13 protein-coding genes are annotated in these 14248 nt (G+C 54.5%); 10 read left to right on the top strand and 3 right to left on the bottom strand.

Annotation, left to right across the window (positions count from 1 at the left end):
* The first annotated feature begins 3 nt into the window (after positions 1-3).
* The 4 genes from ACFPQ4_RS18860 to ACFPQ4_RS18845 all read left to right on the top strand — a co-directional run bounded on the left by ACFPQ4_RS18860 (position 4) and on the right by ACFPQ4_RS18845 (position 3732).
* Entirely contained in the window at positions 4-1509 is a 1506-nt protein-coding gene (locus ACFPQ4_RS18860) for a zinc ribbon domain-containing protein (protein ID WP_378113447.1), read from the top strand.
* 81 nt (positions 1510-1590) lie between these two features.
* Complete coding sequence (gene rbsK, locus ACFPQ4_RS18855) at positions 1591-2508, top strand: ribokinase (RefSeq protein WP_378113446.1); 918 nt, start codon at positions 1591-1593, stop codon at positions 2506-2508.
* An 80-nt stretch (positions 2509-2588) separates the two neighbouring features.
* Positions 2589-3287 (top strand): Crp/Fnr family transcriptional regulator, encoded by a 699-nt coding sequence (locus ACFPQ4_RS18850; protein WP_378113445.1) that lies wholly within the window; start codon positions 2589-2591, stop codon positions 3285-3287.
* 16 nt (positions 3288-3303) lie between these two features.
* Positions 3304-3732 (top strand): DMT family transporter, encoded by a 429-nt coding sequence (locus ACFPQ4_RS18845; RefSeq protein ID WP_378113444.1) that lies wholly within the window; start codon positions 3304-3306, stop codon positions 3730-3732.
* A gap of 36 nt (positions 3733-3768) precedes the next feature.
* Here the strand turns inward: ACFPQ4_RS18845 and ACFPQ4_RS18840 are convergent, their stop codons facing one another.
* Together ACFPQ4_RS18840 and ACFPQ4_RS18835 are read right to left on the bottom strand one after the other, a co-directional pair.
* Entirely contained in the window at positions 3769-4713 is a 945-nt protein-coding gene (locus tag ACFPQ4_RS18840) for an RluA family pseudouridine synthase (protein WP_378113443.1), read from the bottom strand.
* A gap of 21 nt (positions 4714-4734) precedes the next feature.
* Positions 4735-6303, bottom strand: coding sequence for a CAP and S-layer homology domain-containing protein (locus tag ACFPQ4_RS18835; RefSeq protein ID WP_378113442.1), 1569 nt, complete (start codon positions 6301-6303; stop codon positions 4735-4737).
* A gap of 196 nt (positions 6304-6499) precedes the next feature.
* Between ACFPQ4_RS18835 and ACFPQ4_RS18830 the strand changes: the two genes are divergently transcribed.
* The 6 genes from ACFPQ4_RS18830 (at position 6500) to ACFPQ4_RS18805 (ending at position 13266) form a co-directional block, all read left to right on the top strand.
* Positions 6500-7234 carry a hypothetical protein gene (locus ACFPQ4_RS18830; protein ID WP_378113441.1) on the top strand — a complete coding sequence of 245 codons (735 nt, stop codon included), beginning with the start codon at positions 6500-6502 and terminating at the stop codon, positions 7232-7234.
* A gap of 33 nt (positions 7235-7267) precedes the next feature.
* Positions 7268-7675, top strand: a complete 408-nt coding sequence (locus ACFPQ4_RS18825; protein ID WP_378113440.1) for a GntR family transcriptional regulator — start codon at positions 7268-7270, stop codon at positions 7673-7675.
* Positions 7672-8628, top strand: a complete 957-nt coding sequence (locus ACFPQ4_RS18820) for an ABC transporter ATP-binding protein (protein WP_378113439.1) — start codon at positions 7672-7674, stop codon at positions 8626-8628. The genes ACFPQ4_RS18825 and ACFPQ4_RS18820 overlap by 4 nt, the downstream gene beginning before the upstream one ends.
* Positions 8625-9530, top strand: a complete 906-nt coding sequence (locus ACFPQ4_RS18815; protein ID WP_378113438.1) for an ABC transporter ATP-binding protein — start codon at positions 8625-8627, stop codon at positions 9528-9530. The genes ACFPQ4_RS18820 and ACFPQ4_RS18815 overlap by 4 nt, the downstream gene beginning before the upstream one ends.
* Positions 9523-10782, top strand: coding sequence for an ABC transporter permease (locus ACFPQ4_RS18810; protein WP_378113437.1), 1260 nt, complete (start codon positions 9523-9525; stop codon positions 10780-10782). The genes ACFPQ4_RS18815 and ACFPQ4_RS18810 overlap by 8 nt, the downstream gene beginning before the upstream one ends.
* A gap of 366 nt (positions 10783-11148) precedes the next feature.
* Positions 11149-13266: a glycoside hydrolase family 52 protein gene (locus ACFPQ4_RS18805; RefSeq protein WP_378113436.1), complete on the top strand. Its 2118-nt coding sequence runs from the start codon at positions 11149-11151 to the stop codon at positions 13264-13266.
* Positions 13267-13375: 109 nt separating this feature from the next.
* Here ACFPQ4_RS18805 and ACFPQ4_RS18800 read toward each other — a convergent pair whose 3' ends face one another.
* A complete protein-coding gene (locus tag ACFPQ4_RS18800) occupies positions 13376-14245 on the bottom strand; it encodes a helix-turn-helix transcriptional regulator (RefSeq protein ID WP_378113435.1) in 870 nt (289 codons plus the stop codon).
* Between the last annotated feature and the right edge of the window lie 3 nt (positions 14246-14248).

The following is a 14248-nucleotide window of genomic DNA, read 5'->3' as shown; positions in this document are numbered from 1 at the left end:
AAAATGGACGGAGACTTCGCGTTCTGTCCGGAGTGCGGCACTCCGACGGCTTCGGCGGTTTCGCAGCCGCAAGAGCCGCAAGCGCAGCAGACAACCCAATATTACGCGCCTGCGCCGCAGCAACCGCAGTATCAGTACCAGCCGCAGGATAACGGTCAACAGCCGTTATTCCCGCCGGTGCAACCGGATGATTTTCCTCCACTGACAGCTAATCTTCCGAGAAAGCCGCTCTCGAAAGCAGCTATCATCTCGATCATAAGCGGAGTCGTTGTCATCTTGCTTGTCGTAGGCGCTTATTTCCTCGGCAAATACATGACCGACGAAGATCGTCTCATCACCAAATTCGAGAAGATGGCGACGGAAGGTGACGGGGAGAAGCTGTACAAGCTTCTGTCGGCGTCCAACGAAGACATCAAGCTCGATCAGAAGACCGCCGATGCGATGGCTGCTTACCTCAAAGACAACGAGGACGTCGTCCAAGATCTCGTCGAAGAGCTCCGTTCCGAGGCGACGGATCTCAAATCCGGCGACGTCGAGACGTTCAGCACGGAGGACGATGCGCCGTTCGTCTATTTGGAGAAAAAAGTCAAGAAGAAGTGGTTGCTCTATAACGACTACGAGTTGAAGGTCAAACGTTATATGATTCCGGTAAGCTCGAACTTCGAAGGCGCTCAAATCGTAGTAAACGGAGAGCAAGCGGCAGGGGTGGAAGCGGACGGCTCGGCAGTCGAAGTCGGACCGCTTCTGCCAGGCAACTACGAAGTTAAAGTCGTCTATGAGGGCGAGTACACGACGCTCGAGAACAAGCAGAACGTCAGCTTGTTCCCGATGGCGGAATACGACGACGAAGTGCTCCTGGATCTGCAAGGCGACTACGTCTACGTGTATTCGGACAACGCTTCCGCCGAAATCTATATTAACGGCAAAGACATCGGCCTGAAGGCGGACGGCAATCAGGAAATCGGACCGATCGCGATGGACGGTTCGAACACGATGTACGTGCAAGCGGAATATCCTTGGGGTTCGGTGAAGAGCGAAGAGCAGCCGGTCTCGAGCGAAGAGATGAGCTTCCATATCGACCCGTTGACGGATGACGTGAAGGAAGCGATTATGACGTCTTCGAACGATTTCGTGAAAAATTGGATGCAGGCGACGCAAGAGAAAAACCCGGCGCTTGCTACCAACTTGAACGATTATATGCTCGAGCGGATGAACAATAACTTGTCCTCGCTCGAGTACTACAGCGAAGTGTATATCGGCGAATTGACGCGAATGACCTACGACCTGGATAGCTTCCAGCTCTATGCGAACGGCAACGACAGCTATACGGCTTCGGTCAAAGTGCGCGAAGAGACGAACGAAGCGACGGCGAGCATGGAAAGCGACTACGAGCTGGCGCCGGTAACGTCGGATATCCAGTACCTGCTGGAATATCAGAACGGCTCGTGGATCATTACGGATGCTTATACGATTTACGACTTTAGCACGACTAACACCAAAGAGTATTAATAAGCGATAATAGGGTTGTCTCGTTGGCCGGTTTGCGGCTAGTGGGGCGACCCTATTCTATTGCGCGAAGGAGAGACCGTGATGAGTAAACAGCCGAAAATTGCCGTTATCGGAAGCTTGAACATGGACATCGTCGTCGAGGTGGACACTCCGCCGCAAGCCGGCGAGACGAAATTCGGTTCAAGCGTGCGCTTCGTTCCAGGCGGCAAAGGGGCAAACCAAGCCTATGCGCTCGCCAAGCTGGGCGCGAATACGACGATGGTCGGCGCGGTCGGACAAGACGCGTTCGGCGATCAGATCATCGGGGCTATGCGGCAAGCCGGCGTACATATGGATAGCGTGAAGCGAGTCGCGGAGGCGCCTACGGGAGTCGCGTCTATTTTACTTGCGGAGCAAGACAACAGGATTATCGTCATTCCGGGCGCAAATGGATTATGCATGCCAAGCGATGTCGATGCTAATATCGATGTAATTGCTAATGCGGATGTCGTGCTCGTTCAGCTAGAAATTCCGATGGAGACGGTAATACACGCGGTTCGAGCGGCTAAGCGCTTGGGAAAGACGGTTATCGTGAATCCGGCTCCAGCCAGAGCTTTGCCGGAGACGTTGCTGAGGGAGATCGATTATTTGACGCCGAATCAAATCGAACTCGGGGTCGTCGGCGGGAACGTTGCGGCCGAAGAAGATGTGGTAGAAGCGATGAGAGGGCTGCAACGGCAAGGCGTTCGGAATGTAGTAACGACGCTCGGAGCTAAAGGGTGCGCCTTTGTTGACGAAAATGGTGAGAGCGGATTCGTCGCGGGTTATAAGGTCGATGTCGTCGATACGACCGGCGCGGGGGATGCGTTCAACGCCGGGCTTGCCTACGCGATCGCAAGCGGGAGCGAGCTTCCCGATGCGGTTCGGTTTGCGGGCAAAGTCGCAGCGCTCTCCGTGACGAAGTTCGGGGCGCAAGGCGGGATGCCCGACTTGCGGTCAGTGCTTGATTTTCGCGGTTAGCGGTCCGATGGGACATATGTCCTTTCGGTTCTCGTTACCGTTACGCTAGAATGAATCGCAAGAGAGGCGGTCGCGACGGGATGAGGAAAATCAACGATCCGGATGCGTTAAAGCGCTATATGGACGCTCATCGGCTGAGCGGACTGTTCGATAGGAAGACGGAGCGGGCAATGGAGCTGTTCTCGTTCGACCGCGGAGAGATTATCTGCTCGTCCGGGGATCAGCTTATGCATTTATTTTTGCTCGTTGAAGGAAGAATAAAGGTTTACAAAGTGTTGCCCAACGGGAAGTCGATCCTAATCCGATTTTATAATCCGCTTAGCACGATCGGCGATCTGGAGATGCTCAGCGATATTCCTGCCAGAAGCACGGTAGAATCGGTGAACGAGACTTGCTTCATCGGCATTAGCCGGCAAGCGATGGCGGATACGGCGAACGAAGACCCCGCGTTTTTGCGGTTCATCGTAAAGCAGCTCGCGAACAAGCTGGATACGTTCTCGAACGCTTCGAGCTTGAATTTGCTCTACCCTGTGGAGACGAGATTCGCGAGTTACCTCGTGTCGATTACGTCGGACGAGAACGGCCGCGAGCAGATCGAAGAGCTGAAGACGTCCAAACTTACGGAAATCGCGGAGCTGTTAGGCACGAGCTACCGGCATTTGAACCGGGTCATTACGCAATTCGCGAGAGACGGATTGGTGGAACGAAAGAGGGGCGCGCTCTTCATTAAAGATCTCGATCGCTTGAGGGCGCTCTCGAACGGGAATTTGTACAGTTGAATGCGGGGGAAGCAATATGATAGGCATCATCTATTCGATAGTCGCGGGCTTGTTCGTCAGCTTGCAAGGGATATTCAACGTGAGGCTAAGCGAGAAGACAAGCTTCTGGTTCACGAACACGTGGGTGCATGGGACCGGGTTTCTGCTCTCGCTTATTGTGTTGTGGATGCTGAAGGACGGCGGCGCGGTTAAGCTGGGGTCCGTGAACAAGCTGTATTTGCTCGGCGGCTGCATGGGCGTCGTCATCGTGTTCACGGCGATGAAATCGGTGTCCGCGCTCGGTCCGGCGTACGCCATCGCGATTATGCTGATCGTACAGCTTATCGCGACGCTCGCGATCGAGAGTTACGGACTATTCGGCGTCGATCGTATCGCGATCTCGGCGAACCGTTTGATCGGTATCGGCATCATGATCGCGGGCATCATCGTGTTCAAGTACAAGTAAATAAAAAACGCGCCTGGAATAGGCGCGCGTTACAACTTAATGTTTCGCGGAATCTTCCGCGAACTGGCTTAAGAACGGCTTCGGAATCGGCGATTCGAAGCGCATCAGCTGGCCTGTCGTCGGATGCTCGAACGAGAGCACACGGGCGTGCAAGCCGAGTCTGCCGATCGACTTCGATTTTGCTCCGTATTTCTTATCCCCTACGACCGGATGACCGATATCTTGCATGTGCACGCGAATTTGATTTTTGCGTCCGGTTTCCAAATTCACCTCGAGCAGAGAGTACGCTCTGCTCGCCTTCAGCACCTTGTAATGCGTAACGGCATGCTGGCCGTCGTTCGAGTTCTGGCTGGAGTACATCTTCAGCGTGGAGCTCTCCTTAAGCCACGAGGTGATCGTGCCTTGCGACTTCTTCACTAATCCTTCGACTAAAGCCACGTAAGATCTTTCCTTAACGACCTCGCTCCAGTTGTCTTGCATCTTCTGTTGTACGCGTTCGCTCTTGGCGAACATCATGACGCCGGACGTTTCCCGATCCAACCGGTGCAACACGAAAATCCGGTTTTTCTCGTTCTTCAATCGGACATGCGCTGTTAGTTGTCGGTAAGCGGTCAGTTCCGTTTCCTGCTCCGTCGCGATAGACAGCAGTCCGGCATCTTTGTACACGACGATGACGTCATCGTCCTCGTGCAGGATGCGCAGCCCGATCAGCCCCGGTGCCGTCGTTTTCTTGTCTTTGCTGATGCTGACGATCTGTCCGGGTTTAAGCGGGTGATTATATTTCGTCTCGACGCGATCGTCTACCGACACTTGCCCGTGCGCTAGTATCGATTTTACAGAGTTGCGCCCTTGTCCGGCAAGCTTGTCCAGCAGGAAAAGCAGCAATTCGGTCGGTTCGGTTACCGCGAATTGCCTCGCGGGCGTCGTCTTGCGCGGTAAAGCCCCGCCTTGGCGGCGGGGCGAAGGTCCGTTGCGTTTCATCTTCTTAATCTATCCTCTCGCTTATAAGGTGTAGCCGGCTTCGATCAGGTTACGGATGAATTGCACCGCTTCGGCACGGGTCAGCGGATCGCTTCCCGCGTAGCCTGCGACGGTGGCGGCCGTCTTGCCTTTGGAATAGCCGTTGTCGAGCAAATATTGGATCGCTCTGTCGCCGGTATAGTTCAAACCTTTGGCCGCGGCGATGAGCTCGGCGACGGACTGGCGGTCCATCGGTAGATGCCGGAGCTTCTGGTCAGTGCTCCCAGCTAAATTATACCCGTTATTCGTCGCATAGTCATAATAATTAGTCGACCACTCCTCGCCGTCGTCCGGCGGAGGGATCGGAACGCCCTGGGAAGCCAGTAGCATCTTGAGCATTTCTTCTTCCTTCACGTCGTCTTCGGGTCTGAACGGGCCTTTAATATCGCTGACGATTCCTTTACCCGCCGCCCATTCGATGGAGGCTTTCGCCCAGTGCTTGGCAATATCGGTGAAGCGTGTCGCTGGCGTAGTCGCGGCGCTAGGGACATAGTGCTCGGCACTCATGAACTCGACCGTGTAGCGAACGGTTTTGGAGGCTCCGCTAGTCGACTTGAGCCCTGTAATCGCGATCTCGTACTTGTCGCCAGCGCGATAAGCATCGACGCCTTCCGGTCGGAAAATAATGGCCGGGCCGCTACCGTAGTAGCTGTTCTCGACGTTCAAATAAGCGCCGCTGACCGTCGCGTTATAGCTGCCGGGGGCTATCGTCCATTGCTTGCCGTCGCGCTGCCGTTTCAGCGTAACTTGGATGTTCTTCTTAATCGGATCGGCGAATTCGTCCGGATTAATGCTTACCGACCAAGCATAGTTGGCCCCGAACGCTTCGATGGGAAACAAGCCTGCCGCAGGGTAGGCGATGTAATGATAATCTACCTTTGTCTTGCGGTTCATATCGAACACTTGCAGCGCGGAGAAGCTCGTATCGTCGGCGCTCTCGGCTTGTCCGATGCCGATCTCCTGCAACGGCGGATTCAGAATCCAGCGGCGATGTCCGACTCTGTCGAGGTTGCCGACATCGGAATCTTCCATGTATGCATCGATCGAGCGCGCGACGATATGGTCGTCGTACCCGTAGGAGGAATAAATGTTGGACGATGAAGTCGAGTCGTAGCCTTGCTTATAGAAGTCATCGGGCATGTCGCTAATTTTTTTGGGCGTATGGGTTAAATAACCGGTGGCCGCTAGCAATACAGCGCCATACTGGGCTTGCGCGTTGAGCGCGGCGGTTGCTTTCAAGTCGTAGGGGAGTCCGCTGATGAAGCGATAGAAATTGACCGCGTTCACGCCATCTTGGATATAATCGGCGCGCAAGGCACCTGCGCTATAAGGTTTAACCGTCTTGGGAGCAACGGAATAAGGCTTCTTGAAATCGGCTTTCGGATGCATAAGCTTAGCCCACATGTCCGCGATTTGTTCGCCGCTGCGGGAAGGGAGTCCGCTGTCCGTCCCGTTGTCCGCGGCGGAAGAAAGCGGCGTAGTCGAGAGAGGCGTGAGCGGCGTGGATAGGAGAACGGTTAGTATTAGGAGCGTTATGAGTTTCCGGTACATGGTGATTCCTCGCTTTCCTGGCGTGAGACGATGTCGAATTCGCACCTTTCTCTTTTCGCGATGGAAGCGGGGGATTCCTGTTTAACTAATCTTTATGAGCATAATCTCAGAACCGAGATTGACGACCAGCGTTTTCCATATTATAGTGTGTATATCGTTATACACACATGAACAATGTGGGGAGAGGGTAGATCAGATGAGTTACTGGCAGGCTGCTAGGATGCTGTCCGGTCATTTGTGGCGCAGAGAGTGGCTAGGCGTATTAGGAACGTTGGCATTTAGCCTCTATATGGGAAGCGTGATGAGCATCAACGTTGGACAATTGTTCAGCGGAGACGAGGTTGCGGTAGGGCTGCGCGTCATGGTGGATTGGTTGTATCTCGTTCTGGTCCCTATATTCGGTACGGTCATGAACTGCACGATCTTCAGCATCTGGCGCAACGACTTGTTTACTAAGAAGCTGGCCATCCTGCGCGCGTATCCGATCCCGGTATCGGTCATTGTAGGCTCGAGAATCGGTCAATCCGTGGTCATGGTCGTTACTAATATCGCGATCGCGCTGTCGTTGCAATATGCTTTAGCGCCGGATTTAAGAGCTGCCGTATCCGGAATACATTGGTTCGAATTCGGCGTCATTCTCGCCAGTTACAGCTTAATCGTCAACGCGTTATATATTTTGCTGGAGCAGGGCTATAGCGGCAAACGTTACGTTCAGGGGTACTTGATCTGGTTCGGGATCGTAACGGCGGGGGTAATCGCGTTAGGGTTGCTGGACTCGCATCGTCATTTCGTAACGGAAGCGCTGGGCTGGACAGAGTCCGGGGCATCCCCCGCGGTCGTTGCCTGCGCGCTGCTCTGCGCGGGAATGGCACTTGCGCTCTGCTATCGGAAGACGGTAAACCGAATCCGTTCGAGATCGATCACGTTCTAATCCAAAAATCATCATGAGAGTGGGGGTGAGCTTGTGTGGTTGCCGATCCGAATCGACGAACAACGGCCTGAACCGCTATACCACCAAATAGAAGTGCAGCTTCGCGGGCTCATCCTCGGCGGAGGGCTGGCGGAAGGAACGATGCTGCCATCGATTCGCGAGTTGGCGGGATCGTTGAAATGCAGCGCGATCACGATTAGAAGAGTGTATCAGGACTTGGAGAACGAACGATTGATTCGCACGCGGCAAGGGACGGGGACGTTCGTCACCGGAGTCGACGCTAGCGTCCGGGATGAGCATCGGCTGGAACGGGCGGTGGAGGCGTTGACGCAAGCGGTCGACGCGGGGCTTCAGCTTCAATGCACGATCGAAGAGCTCGAACGGCTAGTCCAGGAAATCATTCGCGTCAAAAAGAACGAGAGATCGGGGGGGGCGTCATGACGGCGATGCATAGCGAGGCGTTGAAGACGGCGAACGATACGGCGACCGAGGCGGCGATAGCTTGTCGAGGAGTGAGGATCGCCGGAGAGAGGTTCACGCTGGGACCGCTGCATTGCGATATCCCGCAAGGGTTCGTAACGGCGATCGTCGGAACGAACGGTTCCGGCAAAAGCACGCTTATGCGCATGCTGCTCGGAATGGAGCCGATCCAAGCCGGAGAGGCGAGCGTGATGGGCGTGCGGATCATACCGGGAGGCGACGAGCGATACAAGTCTCGGATCGGGTTTCTAGCGGAGCTTCCGAATGTTTACGAGAACCCGATGACTGCGGACGAGAAGGCGAAGTTCGCTTCGTGCTGGTATCCGACATGGGACTGGGAGCGATACCGCAGGCTTATGCGCCAATTCGAGTGCGAAGGCGACGTGAAGCTATCCAAGTTGTCGAAGGGAATGCGCCGCAAGGCGGAGCTGTCGATTACGCTAGCTCATGACCCGGAGTTGCTGCTGCTGGATGAGCCGTCTTCCGGTCTCGATCCGTTTGCTTGGCGCAAAATGCTGGATGAGCTGCAGCGTTACATGGAAGCGGGAAACCGGACGCTGCTGATCGCCTCCCACGTCACGGAGGAAGTGCGCAGGCTGGCGGACTATATTTTGTTCCTCGATCGGGGGCGTTTCCTCGGGATGTACGAGAAGGATCGCTTGTTCGATAGCTGGCGCGTGGTGATGGTTCAGCAGTCCGGCGGGGGAAGCGAGATCGAGAGCGCGCTCCGTCGTACGCCGGGCTTGCAGGGCATCGCGGAAGCCGGTCCGGGCGTCTATCGTCTGGAGATCGACGAGCCCGACCAAGGGGAACATTACGTTCGTTCTAAAGGTTATCAGGTGCTGGGAATCCAGCGCATGGAACTGGAAGATATATTAAGCTGTTTAATTCGGAAGGAGGAGACTAGACGTTGAGCCTGCTTAAAGTAGACAACATCGTGAAAAATTACGGAGACAAAACGGCTGTAAATCGACTCAGCTTCGAGGTTCAAGAGGGAGAGATTTACGGATTGCTAGGGGCGAACGGCGCCGGTAAAACGACGACGATGCGGATGGTGCTTGGACTTATTTTGCCCGATCAAGGGGACATTCGTTATCAAGGCAAAGCCTATAGCAAGGAGCAACTGAGCATGCTCGGTTATTTGCCGGAGGAACGCGGCATGTATCCGAAGCAGAAGGTCAGCGACCAAATCATTTACTTGGCGCAGCTGCGCGGCATGTCCCGCAAGGACGCCGACCGGAACTTAAAGCTATGGCTCGATAAGTTCCAAGTGCCCGAGTATTACAACAAGAAGGTCGAAGAGCTGTCCAAGGGTAATCAGCAAAAGATCCAGTTCATAGCCGCAGTCATTCATAATCCGAAGATCCTGATTCTGGACGAAGCGTTCAGCGGCCTCGATCCGGTTAACGTGGAGCTGCTCAAGTCGACGGTCAAAGAGCTTCGCGACAACGGCACGAGCATCGTATTTTCTACCCACCGGATGGAACATGTCGAGGAGCTGTGCCGCAACATTACGATTATGCATCGCTCGAATCCGGTGCTGCAGGGCCCGATCAAGGAAATTAAGAAGAAGTTTCCGCAAGAGCGCGTCGTCATTGCGGCCGAAGGCTCGATCGGCGGGTTGGACGGTATCGCCGGCGTGAAGCACGTCGTTCGTCACGAGCACGGAGGTTACGAGCTGAAGGTTCAGTCGCCGGAAGCGGGACAGCTGATTTTGCAGCATGCGCTAGCGCAAGGGCCGATCAACCGCTTCGAAATCATGGAGCCGACGCTTAACGAAATTTTCATCAAAACGGTAGGTGAGCACAATGAATAGTCTATGGACGGTCATGTCGTTCACGATGCGCACGAAGCTGCGGAACAAGGCGTTCCTCATTACGACTCTCGTATTGGCCATCTTGCTCGTCGTCGTCGGCAATTTGCCTACGCTGCTGAATAAGCTGGAGTCCGACAAGGCAACAAAGGTCGGTTACGTGCAAGGAAATCATGACGAGCTCATTCAAGGCCTTACAGTCTACTACGCGAAGCAAGAAAAGCCGGAAGTGGCGCTAGTCGCATCGAACTCGGAAGAGAGCTTGAAGACCAAACTGGATGACGGCGATATCAAAGGCTACGTGACGTTCGAAGACAATGCGGCGGTCGGATTCCCGGACGTCGTCTACCATGCGAAGAGCTCGCTCGGCTCGTCGACTGCGCAGTCGCTTACGCTCGGCTTGCAAGTCGTCAAAAACGATCTCGTCGTGAAGGGTCTTGGCCTTACGCCGGAGCAAGAAGCGTTGCTTAACGCTCCCGTAACGGTGAAGCAAGAGCAGGTGAGGTTTACCAACGAAGCGGGCAAGACGCCGGAAGAAGAAGGCACCGCGATCGGAATGACCTATATTATGATCATCTTGCTGTTCATGGCGGTCATGATCACCGGCCAGCTCATCGCGACGGAAATTACGGCCGAGAAGAGCTCGCGCGTCATGGAAATCATCGTGACGAGCGTCTCCCCGCTCAAGCAAATGTTCGGCAAAATACTAGGCACATTCGTAGTCGGCGTTACGCAGATGGCCATACTGGTCAGCGCGCTCGTCCTCAACCTCGTGCAGCAGCATAATATTGACGCGCTGAAAGACATGGGCGTCGATCTCGGAGCGGTCGATCCGAAGCTGATCGTGTTCGCCGTCTTCTTCTACTTGACCGGCTTCTTCCTGTACGCGACGCTGTTCGCGGCCGTCGGCTCGATCGTCAGCCGTACGGAAGATTTGGGTCAAGCAATTCTACCGATCACTATGCTGACGCTCGCGGGCTTCTACATCGCGATCTTCGGGCTATCGCATCCGGAGCACGCCTTTATCCGGATATGCTCGTTCATACCGTTCTTCGCACCATTTCTTATGTTCCTGCGCATTGGTCTCACCGAGCCGCCGGTATGGGAAATCGCGCTCTCCATCGGCATTTTACTGGCTGCGATCGTCTTGATCGGCTGGTTGTCCGCTAAGATCTATCGCACTGGCGTACTTATGTACGGCAAGCGGCCTTCGTTTAAAGAGTTGTTCAAGGCTATGAAGGCTTATAAGGTTTAGGGGATATGACGAAATAGTAAATAGATTATCAATTAGAGCCTATCTGGCCGGCTAACGAAAGAGTGAGCCCTGTCTCTCCAAATGGGAGATAGGGCTCTCTTTTTTTTCTGGAAATTCCGGACTATCAACATTGCCCTCAGATTATAAGAAGCGCATCCATGTTGTGCCTCTAGGGATAGAGGATTATTTGCTGTGCATATCCTGCCTCGCGGGGGACTCATTTTTTTGGCATCTAAATTTTTTGATATTAAGTCATAATTTTTTAGATTTCCAACAGCAGAATGGACGACTTATAATAGGCAGTGCCTCCCCGGACAGGCGTCGAAGATATTACGATAACCACAATTCTAACGGAGGCCTGATTCTATGAGCCATAACCTATTCTATAACGCCCATCATTCTCCGATCGGGGCGTTCTCCAGCTTCACGCTGGGATTCCCCGGAGCGAAGGGCGGTCTCGGGCTAGAGTTGGGGAAGCCGGCGGACCAGAATGTGTACATCGGGTTGCAGTCGGCGAATGACCCCCACCTCTTTCAAGCGTTGCCTTTCTTCGAATCGGACGAAGACGAAAGCAAGCGGTACGACGTGGAGAAGGAAGAAGTGGACGGAGACCCTAACACCGTCCGCATCGTGCCGTTCGCAGCCTCGGGGATACGGCGAGAGTTTCAGCTCGGAACGGACACTTGGCAAGCGGGGGACCTGACCTTCCGGATCTATTCGCAGGCCCGTCCCGTTCCCGAGCCCGACTCCGTTTCGGATCGTGAGATCAAGGACGTTCTTCTGCCCGCCGTGCTCGCCGAGTTGACGGTCGATAACCGAAGCGGCGTAACGAGTCGAAGGGCATATTTCGGGTACCAGGGGAACGATCCGTACGCCAATATGAGGTTTCTGGACGATACCACGGGAGGCACCGTCAAGGGGTTCGGGCAAGGCCGGTTGACCGCGATCGCGACCGACGATCCCTATGCCCATTCGGCTCTCGGTTTTGGACTTGATAAAATCCTCGGCGCTAAGCTGGAGGAGAATTGGAAGTTCGCGCTCGGCATGAATGGGGTATTGTTGCTTGACGTGCCGGCGGGGGCGATCCGTACGTTCCGGTTCGCCGTCTGCTTCTACCGCGGGGGAGAGGCAACGTCCGGCATCGACACGCGGTACTACTATACCAGATTATTCCGGAATATCGACGAAGTGGCGGCTTACGCGCTGTCCCGGTTCAATGACTTGAAAGCCGTCTCCGTCGATTCGGAAAGCATGCTATCGGGCGCGAACCTGAACGATGACCAGAAATTCATGCTGCGCCACGCCGTCCGCAGCTATTACGGCAGCACCCAACTGCTGTCGGGGCCTGACGGAAAGCCGATCTGGGTTGTTAACGAAGGCGAATACCGGATGATGAACACTTTCGATTTGACCGTCGACCAGCTCTTTTATGAACTGAAAATGAATCCTTGGACTGTCCGAAACGAGCTGGATCTGTTCACGGAACGATACAGCTACCGGGATACGGTCCGCTTTCCAAACGATCCGACGGAATACCCCGGGGGCATCAGCTTCACGCACGACATGGGCGTGGGCAATGTGTTCTCAAGACCGGCGTACTCCTCTTATGAAATGTTCGGGATCGACGACTGCTTTTCCCATATGACGCACGAACAGCTGGTCAACTGGGTGCTGTGCGCGGCGGTTTACGTTCACCAAACTGGGGATCAGGCATGGCTGGAAAGAAATCTCGGCAACCTGCGGGAGTGTTTCCAAAGCATGCTGAACCGGGACCACCCCGATCCGGCGAAGCGCAACGGCCTGATGGGGCTGGATAGCTCTCGCACCATGGGCGGAGCGGAAATCACCACCTATGACAGCCTTGACGTGTCTTTGGGTCAAGCCAGAAATAACATCTATATGGGTGGCAAGTGCTGGGCAGCCTACGTTGCCTTCGAGAAGCTATTCCGCGGCCAAGGGCTAGAGGAACAGTTACGGGAAGCTGGGCAGCAGGCGGAACGTTGCTCAGCCACGATCGCCGCGCATCTGATGGATGAAGGCTACATTCCCGCGGTCATCGGGGAGGGGAACGAATCCCGCATCATTCCGGCCGTAGAAGGGTTGATTTTCCCTTACATGATGGGTTGCCTAGATGCTCTGGACCTAACGGGGCGTTATGCGGATTACCTGATGGCGCTCCGAACGCATCTGAACACGGTGCTCGTTCCCGGCGTCTGCTTGTTCGCGGACGGGGGTTGGAAGCTATCCTCGACAAGCAACAACTCTTGGCTCAGCAAAATCTATCTCTGTCAGTTCATCGCTCGGAAGATTATGGGGCTCGAGTGGGACGAACGCGGACGCACGGCAGACGCGGCGCACGTGCACTGGCTGACCCATCCTGAGCTGTCTTATTGGAGCTGGAGTGATCAGATTCTGTCCGGAGAAATCATCGGTAGCAAATATTATCCGCGAGGCGTGACCAGCATTCTGTGGCTGGATGAGTGAAAAACGACGGTGGAAACGGAGAGAACTCTTGCTATGCAAGGGTTCTCTTTGATATTTCTGCAGCAGGAGGGGGCTGTCCCAAATTCCATTGGGTCAGTCCCTTTCAATTTCAAATCCTGATTTTATGTTGGGCACGATACTTGCCAGGTGAAATGCCCATACTTTTGCGGAACAGCCGAATAAAATAGTTGGCGTTAGGTTGTCCGACCCGCTCGCCGATTTCTTGGATCGGCCAGTCGGATTGGAGAAGCAGCGAGCAGGCCGACTCCATTTGCAGGCGGTGCAAATATTGCAAAGGGCTGAGCCCGGTATGCAGCTTGAGGCAACGGGTCAAATAGTCGATGTTAAAGTGCAACTGGGCTTCCAAATCTGCGGCGTCGAAAGACTTCAACTGATTACGGTGCAAATAATCCATTATCTGTTCCGCTAGTTGGTAGGATCGCGAATGGTCTCCGGTAGATACCGCGGCCTGCAGGCGGTAGAGAAGCTCAGCCGACAAAAGCTGCAATCTCAGCGCGTTTTTGATGGAGAACATTCGGTGCAGCTGGACCATTTCGTCAAGGACGGGGTATAGAGGTCTTGTATCCAGATAGGCGCATTTCGGCACGTACATAAATTGTTCGGAAGGCAAGGTATCTCCGTCGGTTCCTTTCCTGAGCAAATAAGACCAAGGAATTTGCTCCTGCTCCAACGTGCGGGCGGGAGGCGTATGCAGAAAATGCGCCCAGTAAATTTCCGTCGACTCCGTGACCGGATGGTGTCCGCGGTGCGTTCTGCCGGGCTCGAGCATGATTACTCCGCCCGCATCTAATTCATAGGTCGTATCCTCTTCCATAATATTGAACCGACCGGACTTAACGATCAATAGGTCATAAACCAGAAAATTTCTTTCGGCATGCTGCATACCGGGAGACCAAACGGAATTACCAACGGTCAGACATTGGGGAAGCGGCGGAATCGGAAGCTCCAGACATTTCATGTT

It is taken from the genome of Cohnella yongneupensis, assembly GCF_042655785.1.
Taxonomy (GTDB): Bacteria; Bacillota; Bacilli; order Paenibacillales; family Paenibacillaceae; genus Cohnella; species Cohnella yongneupensis.
The sequence above is the reverse complement of the archived record's forward strand: the minus strand, read 5'-3'. Positions and strand labels throughout refer to the sequence as shown.